The 23153-nt window shown below is 75.6% G+C and carries 1 protein-coding gene; it reads left to right on the forward strand.

Going from position 1 to position 23153, the window contains the following annotated elements; genetic code table 11:
• Window positions 1–23027: type I polyketide synthase (locus AB0F18_RS30305; protein WP_362066394.1), on the forward strand; the 23027-nt coding region annotated here is incomplete at its 5' end.
• Window positions 23028–23153 lie beyond the last annotated feature (126 nt).

A 23153-nucleotide genomic window follows, 5' to 3' on the forward strand; every position in this document is an offset into this window, starting at 1 on the left:
GCCCCGCCGCAGTCGGCGCCGTCCTGCGGCTCGCCCCGGGCGCCGCCCCGCTGCTGCGCCGCCTCCCCACCGGCCTGCACGCGCTGCGCGCGGCCCACGACAGCCTCGTCCGGGGGGAGAGCACCCTCGCCCTGGCCGCGGGCCCCGGCGTAGGCCTGCCGGGCGCGCCGGACCCCGCGCCCGGCGGCTACGGCGCCGTCGTACTGAAGCCCCTCGCGGCCGCCCGCACCGCCGGCGACCGGGTCCTCGCCGCACTCGACCCCGAAGGCGGCTTCACCGCCACCACCGACCTCGGCTGGGACGCGGCCCCCGACACGGCCCCCGACGTCTCTGCCGTCACCGGCCCCGACGCTGCGGCCGGCACCGGCACCGACGTCTCCGCCGTCACCGATGCCGACGTCACCGACGCGGCGGCCGCCAGCGCCCCCGACGCCGACCGCGGCACCTGCGCCGACGTCTCCGCAGACAGCGGCTCCTACGCCTCGGCCGGCACCGGCGCCGAGGTTTCCGTCGCAACCGGCGCGCACCCCGGCGGCGGATCTGACGGCCGCGTCGAGGGGCCGCTGCCGTGGATCCTCTCCGCGGCCGGGCCCGAGGCCCTGCGCGCCCGGGCCCGGCAGTTGCACGAGCACCTCGCCGCCCACCCCGGGCTCGACCCGGCCGCCGTGGGGCGGGCCCTCGCCACCACGCGGCACCGCTTCACGCACCGCGCCGTTCTCCTCGGCGACGGCCCCGCACAGCTCCTCGACGCGCTGGCCACCCTCGCGGACGGCGGATTCGCCGCCGACGTGGTCCGCGGGACCGCCGCCGGCCGCCCGGCCGCGTTCGTCCTGTCCGGCATCGGTGGACAGTGGCCCGGTATGGCCGCGGAACTCCTCGACTCCTCAACGGAGTTCCGTGCCGCGGCCGTGCGCTGCGAGCAGGCCCTCGCGCCCTTCACCGGCTGGCTCCTGACCGACGTGCTGCGCGGCGTCCCCGGCGCCCCCGGCCTGGACACCCCCGACGTCATCCTGCCCGCCACCTTCGGCGTGCAGATCGCCCTCGCCGAGACCTGGCGGGCCTACGGGGTCCGCCCCCGGGCCTACGCCGGCCACAGCGTCGGCGAGGTCGCCGCCGCCCACCTGGCCGGTGTCCTCACCCTGGAGGACGCCGCCCGGACCGTCCACGCCTGGGGCGACGCCCTGGCCGAACTCGCCGCACGCGACGGCGGCATGCTCGCCGTGAGTCTGCCCGGCCACCGGCTCCAGGAGCGGCTCGCACCCTGGGCGGGCCGGCTGGCCGTCGCCGCCCAAAACGGCCCCGAGTCCCACGTCGTCTCCGGCGACGGCGACGCCGTGCGCGCACTGCGCGCCGAGCTGGAGGGCGAGGGCATCCGCTGCGGCGGCGTACGCCTCGGTGCCGCCGCCCACTCGGCGCACGTCGACGCCGTCCGCGACCGGATCCTCTCGGCCCTCACCGGCCTCGCCCCCCGCACCGGCCACACCCCGCTCTACTCCTCCGCCGCCGGCGGCATCGTCGACGGCCGCACCCTGGACGCCGGCTTCTGGTGCGAGGCCCTGCGCCGCCCGGTCCGCTTCGAGCAGACCACCCACGCCCTGCTGGCCGACGGCCACGAGGTCCTCGTGGAGATCGGCCCCCACCCCTCGCTGACCGCCGCCATGCAGGAGACCGCCGCGGCCGCCGGACGCCACGCCGTCACCATCGCCACCCTGCGCCGCGGCCAGGGCGGCCCGCGCCGCCTGCGCACCGCCCTCGCCGAGGCCTGCGTCCAGGGCGTGGACGTCGACTGGGCGAACGCCTTCCCCACCGCCCCCGCAGGCCGGATACAGCTGCCGACGTACCCCTTCCGACGGTCCGCCGCACCCGTAGCCGACGACGGGCCGGCCCCGGCCGGCCGGCTCGCCCTGCTGCCCGGGGCCGAGCGCGAGCGCACCGCCGCCGCGCTCGTCCGCTCCCTCACCGCCGCCCTGCTGGGGCTGCCGGGCCCGGACGCCGTCGCCCCCGGACAGGCGTTCCGTGACCTCGGCCTGGACTCCGTCACCGCCGTCGAGCTCCGCAACCGGCTGAACGAGGCCACCGGACTCGTCCTGCCGCACACCGTCGCCTTCGACCACCCCACCCCGGCGTCCCTGACCGGCCGGATCCTCGCCGAAGCCCTCGGTACCCACGAGGAACCCGCCGCCGCCGACACCACGGCCGTCGCCTGGGACGAACCCGTCGCCATCGTCGCCATGAGCTGCCGCCTGCCCGGCGGCGCCGACACCCCCGAAGCGCTGTGGCGGCTGCTCGAAGAGGGCGGCGACGCCGTGTCCGCCCTGCCCGCCGACCGCGGCTGGGACGTCGAGGGCCTCTACGACGCCGAGCCCGGCCGCCCCGGCCGCTACTACCAGCGCGAAGCCGGCATGCTCCCCGAAGCGGCCTCCTTCGACCCGGAGTTCTTCGGGATCTCCCCGCGCGAGGCCCTCGCCATGGACCCCCAGCAGCGGCTCCTCCTGGAGACCGGCTGGGAGGTCCTCGAACGCGCCGGCATCGACCCCGCCACCCTGCGCGGCACCCGCACCGGCACCTTCGTCGGCGCCATGAACCAGGACTACGGCCCCCGCCTCCACGAGGCGCCCGAGGACATCAGCGGCTACCTGCTGACCGGCAACAGCGTCAGCGTCGCCTCCGGCCGCCTCGCCTACACCTTCGGCTTCGAGGGCCCCGCCGTCACCGTCGACACCGCCTGCTCCTCCTCCCTCGTCGCCCTGCACCTGGCCGCCCAGTCGCTGCGCACCGGCGAATGCTCCCTGGCCCTGGTCGGCGGCGTCACCGTGCTGCCGACGGCCGGGTCGTTCGTCGAGTTCAGCAAGCAGCGTGCGCTGGCCCCGGACGGCCGCTCCAAGGCCTTCTCCGCCGACGCCGACGGCTTCGGCCTCGCCGAGGGCGCCGGCATGGTCCTCCTGGAGCGGCTCTCGGACGCACGCCGGGCCGGCCACCGGGTGCTGGCCGTCCTGCGCGGCTCCGCGATCAACCAGGACGGAGCCTCGAACGGGCTCACCGCACCCAGCGGCCCCGCCCAGCAGCGGGTCATCCGGCAGGCCCTTGCCAACGCCGGGCTGACGGCCGCCGACGTGGACGCCGTGGAGGCCCACGGCACCGGCACCCGGCTCGGCGACCCCATCGAGGCACAGGCCCTGCTGGCCACCTACGGCCGGGGCCGGCCCGAGGACCGGCCGCTGTGGCTGGGCTCCCTCAAGTCCAACATCGGCCACACCCAGGCCGCCGCGGGCATCGCCGGCGTACTGAAGTCCGTACTGGCCCTCCAGCACGGCGTCCTGCCCAGGACCCTGCACGCCGAGGTCCCGTCCCCGCACGTGGACTGGACCGCCGGCCAGGTCAGGCTGCTCACCGACGCCGTGGACTGGCCCGCGGCCGGCCGTCCCCGCCGCTTCGGCGTCTCCTCCTTCGGGATCAGCGGCACCAACGCCCACGCCATCATCGAAGAGGCCCCCACCGACCCCCCGGCGACGGACACGCCCCAGCCCGCCCAGGCCACTTCGGCCGAAGCCCCCGTGGCCCAGGCCCCAGCCGCCGGAGCCCCCGTCGTGCCCTGGATCCTGTCGGCGCGCAGCCCCGAGGCGCTGGCCGCCCGGGCCGAAGCACTCCTCGCGCACACCGCCGCGCACCCCGGCAGCCGCCCCGCCGACCTCGGCCACGCCCTCGCCACCACCCGTACGGCCTTCGAACACCGCGCCCTTGTCGTCGGCGCCACCGAAGCCGAACTCACCGAGGGCCTGCGCGCCCTCGCCGCCGGCGGTTCCACGCCCCGCACCGCCCGGGGCACGGCCGCCGACGGGCGCCGCGTCGCCTTCGTCTTCCCCGGCCAGGGCTCCCAGTGGGCCGGCATGGCCGTCGGACTCCTCGACTCCTCCGCCGTCTTCCGCGAGCGGATCGCCGCCTGCGGCCGGGCCCTGGCCCCGTACGTGGACTGGTCCCTGGAGGACGTCCTGCGCTGCTCCCCCGGCGCACCCGCCCTCGACAGCGCGGACGACGTGGTCCAGCCCGCCCTGTGGGCCGTCATGGTCTCCCTCGCCGAACTCTGGCGCTCCTTCGGCGTCGAACCCTCCGCCGTCATCGGCCACTCCCAGGGCGAGATCGCCGCCGCCGCCGTGTCCGGCGCCCTCGGCCTCGACGACGCCGCCCGCGTCGTCGCCCTCCGCAGCCGCCTGCTCGCCCGCCTCGCGGGACTCGGCGGCATGGTCTCCGTACCCGAACCCCTCGCGGACGTCACCCGGCGACTGACCCCGTGGGGCGAGCGCCTCGGCATCGCCGCGGTCAACGGACCCCGCTCCACCGTCGTCTCCGGCGACGCCGACGCCCTCGACGAACTCCTCGCCGCCTGCACCGCCGACGGGGTCCGCGCCAAGCGGGTCCCCGTCGACTACGCCTCCCACTCCGCGCACGTGGAGCTCATCGAGGCCGAACTCGCCGAAGCCCTCGCCGGCATCACCCCGCTCACCCCGAGCGTGCCGCTCTACTCCACCGTCACCGGCGAACCCGTCGACTCCGCCGCCCTCGACGCCGCCTACTGGTACACCAACCTCCGCACCACCGTCCGCTTCGAACCCGCCGCCCGCCGCCTCATCGCCGACGGCCACCAGGTCCTCGTCGAATGCAGCCCCCACCCGGTGCTCGCCCTCGGCCTCCAGGAGACCGCCGAGGACGCCGACACCACCGTGGACGTGGTCCCCTCGCTGCGCCGCGGCGACGGCGGCCCCGACCGCTTCCTCACCTCCCTCGGCGAGGCCTGGACCCGGGGCGTTCCCACCGACTGGGCCGCCGCCTTCGCCGGGCTGCACCCGCGCCCCGCCGACCTGCCCACCTACCCCTTCCAGCGGCGCCGCTTCTGGCTCGACACCACCACGCCCGCCACCCCCGCGACCGGCGCGGGCCACAGCGAGGAGGAGGCCCGCTTCTGGGCCGCCGTCGAGAACACCGACGTCCGGGCCCTGACCAGCTCCCTGGACCTGGACCCCGACGCCTCCCTCGACAGCATGGTCACCCGGCTCGCCGACCGGCGCCGCCGCTCCAACCAGACCGCACGGATCGACAACTGGCGCTACCGCCTCACCTGGACCCCCACCGAAAACCGGGCCCGGCGCGGCAGCCGCGCCCCCCTCACCGGCACCTGGCTGCTCGTCACCACCACCGCCCGGCACGACAGCGCCACCGCCACCGCCGTCCACGAGGCCCTCACCGCCTGCGGCGCCCGCGTCGAACGCATCCCGCTCGACCCGGCCGCCCACCCCGACCGGCAGACCGTGGCCGCACTCCTCACCGACCGGCTCGACCGGGCCGACCTGGCGGCCGACGCGGTCACCGGGGTGCTCTCCCTGCTAGCCGAAGACCCCGCCGACGCACCCGGACACCACGTGCCGGCCGCCCTCGCCGCCACCCTCGCCCTCGTCCAGACCCTCGGCGACACCGGCATCGGCGCCCCCCTGTGGTGCGCCACCTCCGGTGCCGTGGCCACCGGACCCGCCGACCCGCCCCGCCACCCCGCCCAGGCCCAGATCTGGGGCCTCGGCCGGGTCACCGGCGCCGAGTACCCCCAGCGCTGGGGCGGCCTGGTCGACCTGCCCGAAACCCTCGACGCACGCGCCCTCGACCTCCTGACGGGGCTCCTCGCCGACCCCGGCGGCGAGGACGAGCTCGCCGTCCGCGCCACCGGCACCCTCGCCCGGCGCCTCGTCCGCGCCCCCGCCGACCCGGCCGCCCCCGCCGGCGAGCACACCCTCGCCCGCCCCCACGGCACCGTCCTGGTCACCGGCGGCACCGGCACCCTCGGCGCCCACGTCGCCCGCTGGCTCGCCCGCTCCGGTGCCGCCCACCTGGTCCTGACCAGCCGCAGCGGCCCCGACGCCGAAGGCGCCGCCGAACTCCGCGAGGAACTCGCCGCCCTCGGCTGCCGCGCCACCCTCGCCGCCTGCGACGTCAGCGACCGCGCCGCCCTCGCCCGGCTGCTGGGCTCCCTGCCCGCCGAACACCCCCTCACCGGAGTCATCCACACCGCGGGCACCCTCGACGACGGCGTCCTCGACGGCATGACCACCGACCGTCTGGAACACGTACTGCGTCCCAAGGCCGAGGCCGCACTCCACCTGCACGAGCTCACCGCCGGCCACGACCTCGACTTCTTCGTCCTGTTCTCCTCCATCGCCGGCGTCGTCGGCAACGGCGGCCAGGGCGGCTACGCCGCCGCCAACGCCTTCCTCGACGCCCTCGCCCACCAGCGCCGCGCCCAGGGCCTGCCCGCCACCGCCATCGCCTGGGGCTCCTGGGGCAGCGGACGCATGATGGGCCGCCACGCGGAGGAACACCTCACCCGGCGCGGCATCCTCCCCATGCCCGCCGACCTCGGCATCGCCGCCCTGCGCCGTGCCATGGAGCACGAGGACACGGCCGTCACCGTCGCCGACATCGACTGGGAACGCTTCGTCCGCGCCTTCGCCCACACGGGTGACTACCCGCTCCTGCACCGCCTCCCCGAAGCCCGCCGGATCCTCGAAGGCCCCGCCGCGCCCGCAGGCGCCGGCCCCGCCGCCGGCGGCCCCGGGCTCGCCGGGCAGCTGGCCGCACTCCCCGGCCCCGAACGGCTCCGGGCCCTCGTCGAGCTCGTCCGCACCCAGGCCGCCACGGTCCTCGGCCACTCCGGCGCCGACGCGGTCCAGCCCCAGCGGGCCTTCCGCGACACCGGATTCGACTCGCTCACCGCCATCGAGCTCCGCAACCGCCTGGCCGGCGCCACCGGCCTGCGGCTGCCCACCACCGTCGTCTTCGACTACCCCAACCCGGCCGAACTCGCCGCCCACCTCGACACCCGGCTCCTCGGCAGCCCGCAGGCCGGCACGCCCGCCCCCGGGCCCGCCGCCCGGCCCGCCGACGACGAGCCCATCGCCATCGTCTCGATGAGCTGCCGCTTCCCCGGCGGGGTGACCTCCCCCGAGGACCTGTGGAAGATCCTCTCGGAGGGCGAGGACGCCCTCTCCGCCTTCCCCGAGAACCGCGGCTGGAACCTCGACGCCCTCTACCACCCCGACCCCGAGCACCCCGGCACCACGTACGCCCGCGAAGGCGGGTTCCTCTACGACGCGGGCGAGTTCGACGCCGCCTTCTTCGGGATTTCCCCGCGCGAGGCCCTCGCCATGGACCCCCAGCAGCGGCTGCTGCTGGAGACCACCTGGGAGGCCTTCGAACGCGCCGGCATCGACCCCGCCACCCTCAAGGGCAGCCGCTCCGGGGTGTTCATCGGCTCCAACGGCCAGGACTACGCCTCCGGCCTGCGCCAGGCCCCCGAAGGGGTCGAGGGCTACCTCCTGACCGGCCGGGCCGCGAGCGTCGTCTCCGGCCGGCTCGCCTACACCTTCGGCCTGGAGGGGCCCGCACTGACCGTCGACACGGCCTGCTCCTCCTCCCTCGTCGCCCTCCACCTGGCCGTCCAGGCCCTGCGCCAGGGCGAGTGCGAACTCGCCCTCGCGGGCGGCGTCACCGTCATGTCCGGCCCCGGCATCTTCATCGAGTTCAGCCGCCAGCGCGGACTGGCCCCGGACGGCCGCTGCAAGGCCTTCGCCGCCGCGGCCGACGGCACCGGCTGGGGCGAGGGCACCGGCATGCTGCTCCTGGAGCGGCTCTCCGACGCCCGCCGCAACGGCCATCAGGTGCTGGCCGTCGTACGGGGCTCCGCGATCAACCAGGACGGCGCCTCCAACGGCCTGACCGCCCCCAACGGACCCTCGCAGCAGCGGGTCATCCGCCAGGCCCTGACGGACGCGGGCCTCGCGCCCGTCGACGTCGACGTGGTGGAGGCCCACGGCACGGGCACCCGGCTCGGTGACCCCATCGAGGCCCAGGCCCTCCTCGCCACCTACGGCCAGGACCGGCCCGAGCAACGGCCGCTGTGGCTGGGCTCGCTGAAGTCCAACATCGGCCACACGCAGGCCGCGGCCGGCGTCGCCGGTGTGATCAAGCTGGTCCTGGCCCTCCAGCACGCGGAACTTCCCCGCACCCTGCACGTCGACGCCCCGACCCCGCACGTCGACTGGTCGGCGGGCTCGGTCGCACTGCTCTCCGCCCCCGTGGCCTGGCCCGAGGCCCCCGGACACGTCCGGCGCGGCGGGGTCTCGGCCTTCGGCGTGAGCGGAACCAACGCCCACGTCATCATCGAACAGGCCCCGGAACCGGCCGGACCCGAGGCCGCCCCGGCCACCGGGGACGACGAGACCGCGGACGCGGCGGAGGGCGCCGCGCCGCAGCCCCCCGTCGCCTGGCTGCTGTCCGCGAAGACCCCCACCGCGCTGCGCGCCCAGGCCCAGCGCCTGCGCGCCCACCTCACCGAGCACGAGGAGGCCACCCCGGCCGACATCGGCTTCTCCCTCGCCACCGGCCGGGCGGCCCTCCCGCACCGCGCGGCCGTCCTCGGCACCGACCGCACCGAACTGCTCCGCGGCCTCGACGTCCTCGCCGGCGAGGACGCGGCGGGCGCCTCGGCCTCCCACCTCATCACCGGCGGCACCGACTCGGCCACCGGACACGAACAGGGCCGGACCGCCTTCCTGTTCTCGGGGCAGGGCAGCCAGCGCCCGGGCATGGGGCGTGAACTGTACGACGCCTTCCCGGTGTTCGCCGACGCCTTCGACGAGGTCTGCGCCCACCTGGACGGACACCTGGAACGGCCCCTGCGGGACGTGGTGTTCGGCGAGGACGCGGAGGTGCTGGACGAGACGCGGTTCACCCAGCCGGCGTTGTTCGCGGTCGAGGTGGCGTTGTTCCGACTGGTGGAGTCCTGGGGTGTGCGTCCGGACTTCCTCGCCGGTCATTCGGTCGGTGAGTTCGCCGTGGCCCACGTCGCGGGTGTGCTGTCGCTGGAGGATGCCGCGAGGCTGGTGGCCGCGCGGGGCCGGTTGATGCAGGCGTTGCCGTCCGGTGGTGCGATGGTGGCGGTCCAGGCTTCCGAGGAGGAGGTGCGGGAGCTGCTGGCCGGGCTGGAGGACCGGGCGGGTATCGCCGCCGTCAACGGGCCCGAGTCCGTGGTGGTTTCCGGTGCGGAAGACGCCGTGGCCCTGGTGGTGGAACGGCTGGCCGCCGAGGGCCGCAAGACCAAGGCCCTCGCCGTCTCCCACGCCTTCCACTCCCCGCTGATGGACCCGATGCTCGCCGAATTCCGCAAGGTCGTGGAATCGGTCGCCTTCGAGGCCCCGAAGCTGCCGATCGTCTCCACCCTCACCGGACGGCCCGTCCCGGCCGAGGAGTTCGGCTCCGCCGACCACTGGGTGAACCACGTCCGCGAAGCCGTCCGCTTCGCCGACGCCGTCACCACCCTCGCCGCCGAGGGCATCGGCACCTTCCTGGAGCTCGGCCCGGGCGGCGTCCTGACCGCCCTGGCCCGGGAGCTCCTCGACGAGCAGGCCGTCACCGTCCCCGTCCTGCGCGGCGACCGTACCGAGGCCCTGGCCGTCACCACCGCCCTCGCCCGGCTCCACGTCCACGGCACCCCCGTCGACTGGACGGCCTGGTACGCCGGCCGCGACGCCCGCCGCACCGCCCTCCCCACCTACGCCTTCCAGCGCGAGACCTACTGGCTGCACGTCCCGCCCACCGCCGACCCCACCGCGATCGGCGTCGCCGACACCGAACACCCCCTCCTGGGCGCCACCGTCGTGCTCCCGGACGGCGGCATCGTGCTCACCGGCCGGCTCTCCCTCGCCACCCATCCCTGGATCGCCGACCACACGGTCTCCGGAGCCGTACTCGTCCCCGGTACAGCCTTCGTGGAACTGGCCCTCCGGGCCGGTCAGGAAGCCGGCTGCGCACACATCGAGGACCTCACCCTGGAAGCCCCGCTCGTCCTGCCCGAACACGGCGGGGTCCAGCTCCGCCTCACGGTGGGGGCGCCCGGCCCCGCGGGCCGCTGCACCCTGGAGCTCCACTCCCGCCCCGAGGACCCCGCCGCCTCCCGCGACTGGACGCGGCACGCCGGCGGCACCCTGTCCGCCGGACCCGCCGCCCGGCCTCCGGCAGCGTCCGAGCTCGCGGTATGGCCCCCGCACGGAGCCGAACCGGTCGCCGTCGACCACCTCTACGAACTCCTCGACGACCTCGGCTTCGGCTACGGCCCGGTCTTCCGCGGCCTCACGGAGGCCTGGCGGCACGGCGACTCCCTGTACGCCACCGCGGCCCTCCCCGCCCCCACGGCACCGGACGCGGGCGCGTTCGGACTGCACCCGGCCCTCCTCGACGCCGCCCTGCACGCCTCCTGGCTCGGCCTGCTGTCCGGCACCGCCACCGGGCAGGGCCTGCTGCCCTTCTCCTGGAGTGACGTCAGCCTCCACGCCACCGGCGCCGCCGCCGTACGCGTCCGGCTGACCCCGGCCGGCCCGGACACCGTCTCCGTACTCGTCGCCGACACGGCGGGCCAGACCGTCGCCTCGGTCGGCGCCCTCGTCCTGCGCCCCGTCTCCGCCGACCGGCTGCGCGCGGCGGCGGCCCCCCGCGCCGACACCCTGCTCCGCCTCGACTGGACCCCGGCCCAGGTGCCCGCCGACACCCCCGAACACGACTGCGTCGTGACCCTCGCCGGCCCCGAACCCGACGGCGGCACGGCACCGCAGGACCCGGCCGACGCCGTCCGCGCGACCGCCCACCGTACGCTCGCACGGATCCAGCGGTGGCTCGCCGAGGACCGGTCCGACCGGACCCCCCTCGTCGTCGTCACCCGCCGCGCGGTCGCCACCACCCCCGCCGAACGTGCCACGCTGGACCTGGCCCAGGCCACCGTCTGGGGCATGCTCCGCACGGCACAGTCGGAAAACCCGGACCGCTTCGTCCTCCTCGACCTGGAACCGGACCTGGACCCGGACGCAGGCCCCGGCCGGGAGGCCCTGCGCGCCGCCCTGGCCACCGGCGAACCCCAGCTCGCCGTCCGCGGCGGCACGGTCCTGCTGCCGCGCCTGACGGCCCACACGGACCGCCCCGCCGACGGGGCCCCGCAACGCCCGACGTTCCCGGCCGACGGCACCGTCCTGGTCACCGGGGCCACCGGCACCCTCGGCCGGCTCGTCGCCCGCCACCTGGTCACCCAGCACGGCGTACGCCACCTCCTGCTGACCGGCCGCCGGGGCCCCGCCGCCGAAGGCGCGGCCGCGTTCGAGGCCGAACTCACCGCCCTCGGCGCCCGGGTCACCACCGCCGCCTGCGACGTGGCCGACCGCCGCGCCCTGGCCGGCCTCCTGGCGACCGTCCCCGCCGAGCACCCGCTGACCGGAGTGGTCCACGCCGCCGGCGTGACGGACGACGGCATCGTCCCCGCCCTCACCCCGGACCGCGTCGACCACGTGCTGCGGCCGAAGGTAGACGCCGCCCTGCACCTGCACGAGCTCACCCGCGACACGGACCTGTCCGCGTTCGTGCTCTTCTCCTCCGTCTCCGCCACGCTCGGCGGCGCCGGCCAGGCCAACTACGCCGCCGCGAACGCCTTCCTCGACGCCCTCGCCCAGCAGCGCCACGCCGCCGGACTGCCCGCCGTGTCCCTGGCCTGGGGCCTGTGGGCCGACGACAGCGGCATGACCGGCAAGCTGGACCCCACCGACCTCGCGCGGATCCGCCGCATGGGTCTCGTCGGCATGGACGCGGCCACCGGCCTCGCCCTGTTCGACGCCGCCTGCGCGGCCGGCGCGGACGTCCTCTTCCCGGTGCCGCTGGACCACGCGGGACTCCGCGTCCAGGCAGCCGAGGGCAAGGTCCCCGCCCTGCTGCGCGGGCTGGTCAGGACCCCGGTCCGCAAGGCCCACGGCGGCCCCGGCACCCGGGCCGCCGCACCCGCCGACCCCGCCTCGGCCCTGGCCGCGACCCTGCACGGGCTCCCCGAGGCCGAACAGGACCGCGTCCTCACCGACCTGGTACGCGGCCAGGTCGCCACCGTCCTCGGCCACGCCTCGCCCGACCAGGTGGAACCCGAACGCCCCTTCAAGGACCTCGGCTTCGACTCTCTCACCGCCGTCGAACTGCGCAACCTGCTGGGCGCCGTCACCGGCACCCGACTGCCCGCGACCCTGGTCTTCGACCACCCCACCCCCCTGGCCCTCACCCGCTTCCTGCGTGCCGAGATCCTCGGGAACACCCCTGCCCCGGCGGAGCCGGCCGCCGTCGCCCCGGTCGCGGCCGTGGACGATCCGATCGCGATCGTGGGGATGAGCTGCCGCTATCCGGGCGGGGTGCGCTCTCCGGAGGATCTGTGGCGGCTGGTCGCCGAGGGCGGTGACGCCGTCGGCGGGTTCCCGGCGGATCGTGGCTGGGCGCTGGACGGGTTGTTCCACCCGGATCCGGACCATGCGGGTACGAGCTATGCGCGTGAGGGTGGATTCCTTTACGGGGCGGGGGAGTTCGACGCGGGCTTCTTCGGGATCTCGCCGCGTGAGGCCCTCGCGATGGATCCGCAGCAGCGGCTGTTGCTGGAGACCTCGTGGGAGGTGTTCGAGCGGGCCGGGATCGATCCGGCGACGCTGCGGGGTTCGCGGACCGGGGTGTTCGCCGGGGTCATGTACCACGACTACGGCTCCCGGCTCTCCGTTATCCCCGAGGGCTTCGAGGGCTACCTCGTCAACGGCAGCGCGGGCAGCATCGCCTCCGGCCGCGTCGCCTACACCTTCGGCCTGGAGGGGCCCGCGGTGACCGTGGACACGGCCTGCTCCTCGTCCCTGGTCGCCCTCCACCTGGCCGCACAGGCGCTGCGGCAGGGCGAATGCTCCATGGCCCTCGTGGGCGGCGTGACGGTGATGGCGACCCCGAACATCTTCATCGAGTTCAGCCGACAGCGCGGGCTCGCCGCCGATGGCCGTTGCAAGGCCTTCTCGGGCTCTGCGGACGGCACCGGCTGGGCGGAAGGCGCCGGCATGCTGCTGGTGGAGCGGCTCTCCGACGCCCGCCGCAACGGCCATCAGGTGCTGGCCGTCGTACGGGGCTCCGCGATCAACCAGGACGGTGCGTCCAACGGCCTGACCGCGCCGAACGGGCCCGCGCAGCAGCGGGTGATCCGCCAGGCGCTGGCCCAGGCGGGTCTGTCGGCGGCGGACGTGGACGCGGTTGAGGCCCATGGCACGGGCACCACGCTGGGCGACCCGATCGAGGCGCAGGCCCTGCTCGCGACCTATGGGCAGGAGCGGCCGGAAGACCAGCCGCTGTGGCTGGGCTCGCTGAAGTCCAACATCGGGCACACGCAGGCCGCGGCCGGTGTGGCGGGCGTGATCAAGATGGTGATGGCGATGCGTCACGGGGTGCTGCCGAAGACCCTGCACGTGGACGAGCCCTCCCCGCACGTGGACTGGTCGGCGGGGGAGGTACGCCTGCTCACCGAGGCACGGGAATGGGCGGAGCACGGGGACCGTCCGCGCCGGGCGGGCGTCTCCTCCTTCGGCGTCAGCGGCACCAACGCCCACGTCGTCATCGAGCAGCCCGCACCGCACGAGGCCCCGCAACCGCACCACGGCCCCGAGGGCGTACCGGCCACCGACGACACGGCCGTCGTCTGGCCGCTGTCCGCCAAGGACCCGGCGGCGCTGCGCGCGCAGGCCGGACGCCTCCTGGCCCACCTCACCGGCCACCCGGACCTCCACCCCCTGGACGTGGCCCTTTCCCTGGCGCCCCGGGCCGCCCTGGACCTCCGCTCCGCCGTCGTCGGCACGCGCCGCGAGGAGCTGCTGAACGGCCTGGAGGACCTCGTCGAGGGCCGTACTACGGCCACCGCCGTCCTGAGGGGGGAGACCCCGCAGGGCGCACCCGTCGGCGGCAGCCGCACCGCGTTCCTCTTCTCGGGGCAGGGCAGTCAGCGTCTGGGCATGGGGCGTGAACTGCACGCCGCCTTCCCGGTGTTCGCGGAGGCTTTCGATGCCGCGTGTGCGGCCCTGGATCCGTACCTGGAACTCCCTCTGCGGGACGTGGTGTTCGGCAAGGGGGCGGAGCTGCTGGAGCGGACCGCGTTCACCCAGCCGGCGTTGTTCGCGGTCGAGGTGGCGTTGTTCCGGCTGGTGGAGTCCTGGGGTGTGCGTCCGGACTTCCTCGCCGGTCATTCCGTTGGTGAGTTCGCCGCCGCCCATGTCGCGGGTGTGCTGTCCCTGGAGGATGCGGCGAGGCTGGTGGCCGCGCGGGGCCGGCTGATGCAGGCGCTGCCGTCCGGTGGTGTGATGGTCGCGGTCCAGGCCTCCGAGGAGGAGGTGCAGGAGCTGCTGGCCGGGCTGGAGGACCGGGCGGGTATCGCCGCCGTCAACGGGCCCGAGTCCGTGGTGGTTTCGGGTGCGGAAGACGCCGTGGCGCTGGTGGTGGAGCGGCTGTCCGCCGAGGGTCGCAAGACCAAGGGCCTCGCCGTCTCCCACGCCTTCCACTCCCCGCTGATGGTCCCGATGCTCGCCCAATTCCGCGAGACCGTCGAGGAGTTGACCTTCGGAACGCCGACCTTCCCGGTCGTCTCCACGCTCACCGGCCGGATCGTGAGCGCCGAGGAGTTCGGCTCCGCCGACTACTGGGTGCGCCACGTCCGCGAGGCCGTCCGCTTCGCCGACGCCGTCGACTGCCTGGCCCTCGAAGGAGTGCGGACCTTCCTGGAGATCGGCCCGGGCGGGGTCCTGACCGCCCTGGCCCAAGAGCTCCTGGACGAGCGCGCCCTTACGATTCCCGTCCTGCGGGCCGACCGTGCCGAGGCCCTGGCCGTCACCACCACCCTCGCCCGCCTCCACGTCCACGGCACCCCCGTGGACTGGGCCGCCGTCCACGCCGGCCGCGGCGCCCGCCGCCTCGACCTGCCCACCTACCCCTTCCAGTACGAGCACTACTGGCTGGACGCCCCGGCCGCGACCGGCGACGTCACCTCCGCCGGACTGGCCGGCGCCGACCACGCCCTGTTCGGGGCGACGGCCCTGCTGCCCGACGGCGCGGGCTCCCTGCTCACCGGACGGCTGTCCCTCGCCACCCATCCCTGGCTGGCGGACCACGCCGTCTCCGGCGTGACCCTGCTGCCCGGTACCGCCTTCCTGGAGATGGCCGTACGTGCCGGTGACGAACTCGGCTGCGGCCGGGTCGAGGAACTCGCCCTCGCCGCACCCCTGGTCCTCCCGGAGCAGGGCGCGGTCCAGGTCCGGGTGCTCGTCGGCACCGCGGAAGAGGCCTCAGGACGCCGGACGGTGAAGATCTACTCCAGGCCGGAGGCCGCCACCGAGGCCGACGGGGAGGATTCCTGGACGCGCCACGCGACGGGCTTCCTCGTCCCCGACACCGACCGGACGCCGCCGGAGACGGACGGCGCCTGGCCCCCCGCCGGCGCCACCGCCGTCGACCTCCACGACTGCTACGGCCGTCTGGCCGACGCCGGCTTCGCCTACGGACCGGTGTTCCAGGGGCTGCGCGCCGTCTGGCGGCGCGGGGAGGAAGAGCTGTTCGCCGAGGTCGCCCTGCCCGAGGGGACCCCGGTCGACGGGTTCGCCGTGCACCCCGCACTCCTCGACGCGGCCCTGCACGCCATGAGTGTCGGGGAGTTCCTCGGCACCGACCACGCCGGCCGGCTCCCGTTCGCCTGGAGCGGCGTGAGCGTGTACGGCAGCGGCGCCGAGACCCTGCGCGTCCGCCTGACCCGGGCCGCGACCGGGCCGGACGCGGTGGAGCTGCGGATCGGCGACGGCCTGGGACGGCCCGTCGCCTCGGTCGACTCGCTGCTCCTGCGCACGGTCACCCCCGAGCAGCTCGCCGAGGCCGGCGCCGCGGCCCAGGGCGGTGCGGGGCTGCGGGACGCGCTGTTCCGCGTGGCCTGGGAGCGGTGCGAACCGCCTGCCGGGCCGGAGCCCGCCGCGCCCATCTGGTGCGAGCGCCTCACGGACCTGGCCGGTTCGTCCGCACCGGAGACCGTGGCCGTGGCCCTGCCTGCCCTGCTGGGCGCGGGGGAGGGGGCCGCACCGGCCGCAGCCACGCGCCGCGTACTGGAGCTGCTCCAGGAGTGGCTGCGCGAGGACCGGTTCACCGCCTCACGGCTGGTGCTCGTGACGCGTGGCGCCGTGGACGCCTCCGCCGGTGATGCCATGGCCGTGGACCCCGTACAGGCGGCCGTCTGGGGGTTTGTACGCTCGGCCCAGTCGGAGAACCCCGGCCGGTTCCTGCTGGTCGACGCCGACGGCGCCGACACCGCGCTGTTGCCGGCCGCCGTGGCCTGCGGCGAGCCGCAGGTGGCGCTCCGTGGCGGGGCCCTGCTCGTCCCGCGGCTGGTGCGGGCCGACGAACCGGCCCCGGCCGACAGCGCCCCCGTATCCTTCCCGGCGGACGGAACGGTACTGATCACCGGAGCTTCGGGTGCGCTGGGCCGGCTGGTCGCCCGCCACCTGGTCGGCGTCCACGGCGTACGGCACCTGCTGCTGGCCAGCCGCCGGGGCCAGGACGCGCCCGGCGCGCCCGAGTTCGTTGACGAACTGCGGGAACTGGGCGCCGAGGCCCGGACGGTGGGCTGCGACGTCGCGGACCGCGCCGAGCTCGCCGCCCTGCTCGCGAGTGTTCCCGCCGAGCACCCGCTGACCGCCGTCGTCCACGCGGCCGGTGTGACGGACGACGGCACCGTCCCCGCCCTCACCCCGGACCGCGTCGACCGGGTGTTCCGACCGAAGGCCGAAGCGGCCCTCCACCTCCACGAACTGACCCGCGACGCGGACCTGTCCGCCTTCGTCCTCTTCTCCTCGGCCGCCGGCACCCTCGGCAGCGCCGGACAGGCCAACTACAGCGCCGCGAACTCCTACCTCGACGCCCTGGCCGCATCCCGCCGGGCCGAGGGGCTTCCCGCGGTGTCCCTCGCCTGGGGCCTGTGGGCACAGAACAGCACGCTCACGGCCGGACTGGCCGCCGCCGACCGGCACAGGATCAGCCGCTCCGGACTGATCGCCCTGGAGGCGGCGGAGGGCCTGGCGCTCTTCGACGCCGCCTGCCGCTCCGAGCGGGCCACGCTGGTCCCGGCCCGCCTGGACACCGAGGCGCTGCACGCCCAGGCCCGCGCGGGTGCCCTGCCACCGCTGCTGCGGAAGCTGGTCCGCACCTCCGTACGGCGCAGCCTCGAAGGCGTCCCGCAGACGGCCGCCGGGCACACCCCGACCGCCGGCCGGCTCGCCGCCCTGGCGGCGGACGAGCGGTACGGGTTCGTCCTCGACCTGGTGCGCACCCAGGTGGCGGCGGTCCTCGGCCACGCGTCCGCCCGATCGGTAGCGGTGGACCGGCAGTTCAGGGACCTCGGCTTCGACTCGTTGACCGCCGTCGAACTGCGCAACACCCTCAACTCCGCCACCGGTCTGCGACTGCCCGCGACCCTCGTCTTCGACCACCCGACCCCCGAGGCACTGACCCGCCTGCTGCTGACCGAACTGCTGGGCAAGGCCGCCGATACGGCGGAGCCGGCCGCCGCCGCCCCGGTCGCGGCCGTGGACGATCCGATCGCGATCGTGGGGATGAGCTGTCGCTATCCGGGCGGGGTGCGCTCTCCGGAGGATCTGTGGCGGCTGGTCGCCGAGGGCGGTGACGCCGTCGGTGGCTTCCCGGCGGATCGTGGCTGGGCGCTGGACGGGTTGTTCCACCCGGATCCGGACCATGCGGGTACGAGCTATGCGCGTGAGGGTGGATTCCTTTACGAGGCGGGTGAGTTCGACGCGGGGTTCTTCGGGATCTCGCCGCGTGAGGCCCTCGCGATGGATCCGCAGCAGCGGCTGTTGCTGGAGACCTCGTGGGAGGTGTTCGAGCGGGCCGGGATCGATCCGGTGACGCTGCGGGGTTCGCGGACCGGGGTGTTCGCCGGGGTCATGTACCACGACTACGGCTCCCAGCTCGGCGGGACCGTACCCGAAGGGCTCGAAGGGCACCTCGGCATGGGCACCTCCGGCAGCGTGGCCTCGGGCCGGCTCTCGTACACCTTCGGCCTGGAGGGGCCGGCGGTGACGGTGGACACGGCCTGTTCCTCGTCGCTGGTGGCCCTGCACCTGGCCGCGCAGGCGCTGCGGCAGGGCGAATGCTCCATGGCCCTGGTGGGCGGTGTCACCGTCATGGCGACCCCGAACACCTTCGTGGAGTTCAGCCGACAGCGCGGACTGGCCGCCGACGGCCGCTGCAAGGCCTTCGCAGCCGACGCCGACGGCACCGGCTGGGCCGAGGGCGTGGGCATGCTGCTCGTGGAACGGCTCTCCGACGCCCGCCGCCATGGCCACCAGGTGCTCGCGGTGGTCCGGGGGTCGGCGGTGAACCAGGACGGTGCGTCCAACGGTCTGACCGCGCCGAACGGGCCCGCGCAGCAGCGGGTGATCCGCCAGGCGCTGGCCCAGGCGGGTCTGTCGGTAGCGGACGTGGACGCGGTGGAGGCCCACGGCACGGGCACCACCCTGGGCGACCCGATCGAAGCCCAGGCGCTCCTCGCCACCTACGGCCAGGACCGGGACGCGGACCGGCCGCTGTGGCTGGGCTCGCTGAAGTCCAACATCGGGCACACCCAGGCCGCCGCCGGCGTCGCGGGTGTGATCAAGATGGTGATGGCGATGCGCAACGGAGTGCTCCCCAAGACCCTCCACGCCGATGAGCCGTCCCCGCACATCGACTGGTCGACGGGGTCGGTACGGCTGCTGACCGAGGCCCGCGAATGGGCGGAGTACGGGGAACGTCCGCGCAGGGCGGGTGTCTCCTCCTTCGGCGTCAGCGGCACCAACGCCCACGTGGTGCTGGAACACGCCCCCGGCACGGAACCCGCCCCGGCTGCCACCGGTGCCTCCGTCGAGCCCCGCGCCCTCGCTTGGCTGCTGTCGGCCAAGGACGAAACCTCCCTGCGTGCTCAGGCGCAGCGCCTCGCGGCCCATGTCACCGAGCACCCGGCTCTCGGACTCGCCGACATCGGACGCTCGCTCGCCGTGTCGCGCGCCTCGATGGAACGGCGTGCCGCCGTCGTGGGGGCCGGCCGCGAGGAACTGCTGGCGGGGCTGGAGGCCCTCGCCACGGGCCGGCAGGCCGCAGGTGTCGTACGGGGTGAAACCGAGCCCGGCGGACCCGCAGACGGGAGCAGGACCGCGTTCCTGTTCTCCGGTCAGGGCAGTCAGCGTCTGGGCATGGGGCGTGAACTGTACGCTGCCTTCCCGGTGTTCGCGGAGGCTTTCGACGCCGCGTGTTCGGCCCTGGATCCGTACCTGGAACTCCCTCTGCGGGACGTGGTGTTCGGCGAGGACGCGGAGGTGCTGGACGAGACGCGGTTCACCCAGCCGGCGTTGTTCGCGGTCGAGGTGGCGTTGTTCCGACTGGTGGAGTCCTGGGGTGTGCGTCCGGACTTCCTGGCCGGGCACTCCGTCGGCGAGTTCGCCGTGGCCCATGTCGCGGGTGTGCTGTCGCTCCAAGACGCCGCGAAGCTGGTGGCTGCACGGGGCCGGTTGATGCAGGCGTTGCCGTCCGGTGGTGCGATGGTCGCGGTCCAGGCCTCCGAGGAGGAGGTGCGGGAGCTGCTGGCCGGGCTGGAGGACCGGGCGGGTATCGCCGCCGTCAACGGGCCCGAGTCCGTGGTGGTTTCCGGTGCGGAAGACGCCGTGGCGCTGGTGGTGGAACGGCTGTCCGCCGAGGGTCGCAAGGCCAAGGGCCTCGCCGTATCCCACGCCTTCCACTCCCCGCTGATGGACCCGATGCTCGCCGAGTTCCGCGAGACCGTCGAGGAGTTGACCTTCGGGGCCCCGACCTTCCCGGTCGTCTCCACGCTCACCGGCCGGATCGTGAGCGCCGAGGAGTTCGGCTCCGCCGACTACTGGGTGCGCCACGTCCGCGAGGCCGTCCGCTTCGCCGACGCCGTGACCGCCCTCGCGGCCGAGGGGGCCGTCACCTTCCTGGAGATCGGCCCGGGCGGGGTCCTGACCGCCCTGGCCCAGGAGGTGCTGGATGCGGACGCGGTGGCCGTCGCGCTGCTGCGTACCGACCGCCCCGAGGAGCTCGCCGTCACCACCGCCCTCGCCCGGCTCCACGTCCACGGCACCCCCGTCGACTGGGCCGCCGTCCACGCCGGAACGCCCGGCCACCTCGTCGACCTGCCCACGTACGCCTTCCACCACCGGCGCTACTGGCTCGACCCGGTCGCACCGGCCGGGGACGTGGCCGCCGCCGGCCTCGTGGACGCCGAACACCCCTTCCTGGGGGCGGCCGTCCCCCTCGCCGACGGCCAGGGGGCCCTGCTGACCGGCAGGCTGTCCCCGGCCACCCACCCCTGGCTCACCGACCACACCGTCATGGACGCGATCCTGCTGCCGGGTACCGCGCTGGTCGACCTGGCGCTGCGCGCCGCCGACGAGGTGCGCTGCGACCGCGTGGACGAGCTGACCCTCGGCGCCCCCCTCGTTCTCCGCGAGGACGGGGCCGTGCAGCTCCAGGCCGTCGTCAGCGGTCCGGACGCGGCGGGGCACCGTACGGTCGCCGTCTACTCCCGCCCCGAGACCGCCGACACCACCGAGCCGTGGACCTGCCACGCGACCGGCACGGTCTCCGTCGACGCCCACGGGCCGCAGGAGCCGCCCTCCGCCCTCTCCGAGTGGCCGGCCCCCGGGGCCGAGCCCCTGGAAACCGGCGGGGCGTACGAGCGGCTGGCCGGCCTCGGCTTCGGATACGGACCGGTGTTCCAGGGCCTGCACGGGCTCTGGCGGCGCGGCGACGAGGTGTTCGCCGAGGTACGGCTGCCCGAGGAGACCGCCGTCACCGGTTTCGGCGTCCACCCGGCCCTGCTGGACGCGGCCCTCCACGCGATCGGCCTCGGCGGCCTGCTGCCCGACGCCGGACGGGGCCGGATCCCCTTCGCCTGGAACGGGGTGACCGTCCACGCCACCGGCGCCCGCGCCCTGCGGGTCCGGATCGTCCCGGCCGGCGCCGACGCGGTGGCCCTGCTGGCCACCGACGAGGCCGGCCGGCCCGTGGCCTCCGTCGACTCGTTGGTGCTGCGCCCCGTTTCGGCGGAGCAGCTGGCCGAGGCCGGGAGGGCGCACGGGCGGCAGGACTCGCTCTACCGGCTCGACTGGACCCCCCTTCCCCTCACCCCGGAGGACCCCGTGAACCTGCCGGGCGAGCAGTGGACCCTCGTCGGGGGTGACGACGGTCTGCGCGCGGCGCTGGAGGACTCCGGCATGGACGTCAGCTTCCGCCCTGACCTGGCGGATCCGGCCGACGGAGAAGGGACCCCGGCTCCCGCCGTCCTCCTCGCCGCCGTCGACGTCCATCCGGACCGGGACCACCCCGTCGCCCACGTCCACGCGACGGCCCACCGCGCCCTGGAGCTGCTCCAGCGGTGGCTGGCCGACGACCGGCACGCCGCTTCCCGGCTGGCCGTCCTGACCAGCAACGCCGTCGCCGCCAAGGGCCGCGGCGTGGAGGACCGCGACAAGGAGGTGGACCCCGCGCAGGCCGCGATCTGGGGTCTGGTGCGTTCGGCGCAGTCGGAGAACCCGGGCCGCTTCGTCCTGGTCGACCTCGACCGCGACCCGGCGTCCGCGCGGGCCCTGCCCGCCCTGCTGGCCTCGGGTGAGGAGCAGTTCGCCGTACGCGGCGGAGCGGTCCTCGTCCCCCGGCTGGCCCGGACCGAGCCGCCGCTCCTCGCCGGCGAGACCGGACCCGCGTTCACGGCCGACGGCACCGTCCTCGTCACGGGCGCCTCCGGCCTGCTGGGCCGGCACGTCGCACGGCACCTGGTGACCGGGCACGGGGTACGCGACCTGCTGCTCGTCAGCCGCCGGGGCGGCGCGGCCGAGGGCATGGCCGAACTGGAGGCGGAGCTCACCGCCCTGGGGGCCCGGATCTCTGTGGCCGCCTGTGACGTGTCCGACCGCGAGGCCCTCGCCCGGGTGCTGGGCGCGGTACCCGCCGCCCACCCCCTCACCGGTGTGGTGCACGTGGCCGGTGCGACCGACGACGGGATCCTCACGGGCCTCACGGCCGAGCGGATCGACCGCGTCTTCCGGCCCAAGGTGGACGCCGCCCTGCACCTGGACGAGCTCACCCGCGACATGGAACTCTCCGCCTTCGTCCTGTTCTCCTCCGCCGCCGGAGTATTCGGCGCGGCGGGCCAGGCCAACTACGCCGCCGCCAACGCCTTCCTGGACGCCCTCGCCCGCCAGCGCCGCGCCGCCGGCCTGCCGGCCGTGTCCCTCGCCTGGGGGCTGTGGGCCGAAAGCAGCGGCATCACCGGCGAGTTGACGGAGGCCGACCGGGTCCGGATGGCCCGCAGCGGCGTCCTGCCGCTGACCACCGAGGAGGCCCTCGGCCTCTTCGACGCCGCGACCGCACACCCGCAGAGCGCGGTCGTCCCGGTCCGCCTGAACCAGGCGGAGCTGCGCGGGCAGGCCGCGGCCGGCACCCTGCCGGCCCTGCTCACCTCCCTGGTCCGGATCCCGGCCCGGCGCTCCGCCGCCGACGGGGGAGTGGACGCCCCCGCCGGGCGGTCCGCCGGCGCAGGGGACCTGACGGCCCGCCTGACCGGCCTCTCCGACACCGAACAGCGCACCCTGCTGCTCGATGTGGTGTGCGGGCACGTGGCCGCGGTGCTGGATCTCCCCTCGCCCCGGGCGGTGCGACCCGGACAGGCGCTCCGCGACCTCGGGTTCGACTCGCTGACCGCCGTCGAACTGCGAAACCGGCTGGGCAAGGACACCGGGCTGCGGCTGCCTCCGACGCTCGTCTTCGACTACCCCACCCCCAACGAACTGGCCGATTACCTGAAGGCCGAGGCCGCGCCGGCCGCCCGGGACGTCACGGGTCTGCTCGCCGAACTCGACCGGATCGACACGGAGTTGCAGAGCACGGCCACGGACGACGCGGAACTCCGCGACGCCGTCACGGCGCACCTGCGCCACCTGCTGGACCGGTGGGCCACGCCCGCCGGTCCGGGGGAGCCGGACGCCACCGGCGTCGCGGACGGACTCCACGGCGCCACGGACGACGAGATGTTCGACTTCATCGGCAAGGAATTCGGCATCTCCTGAACCGAACCGGGTGCGGGGCCCCGAGCCCCGCACCCCGGCCCCACCCCCGGGCCCCCCCCCCCCCCCCCCCCCCCCGCGGGGCCCCCCCCCCCCCCCCCCCCCCCCCCGCCCCCCCGCCCCCCCGCC

It is taken from the genome of Streptomyces sp. NPDC029216, from assembly GCF_040648015.1.
Classification (GTDB): Bacteria; Actinomycetota; Actinomycetes; order Streptomycetales; family Streptomycetaceae; genus Streptomyces.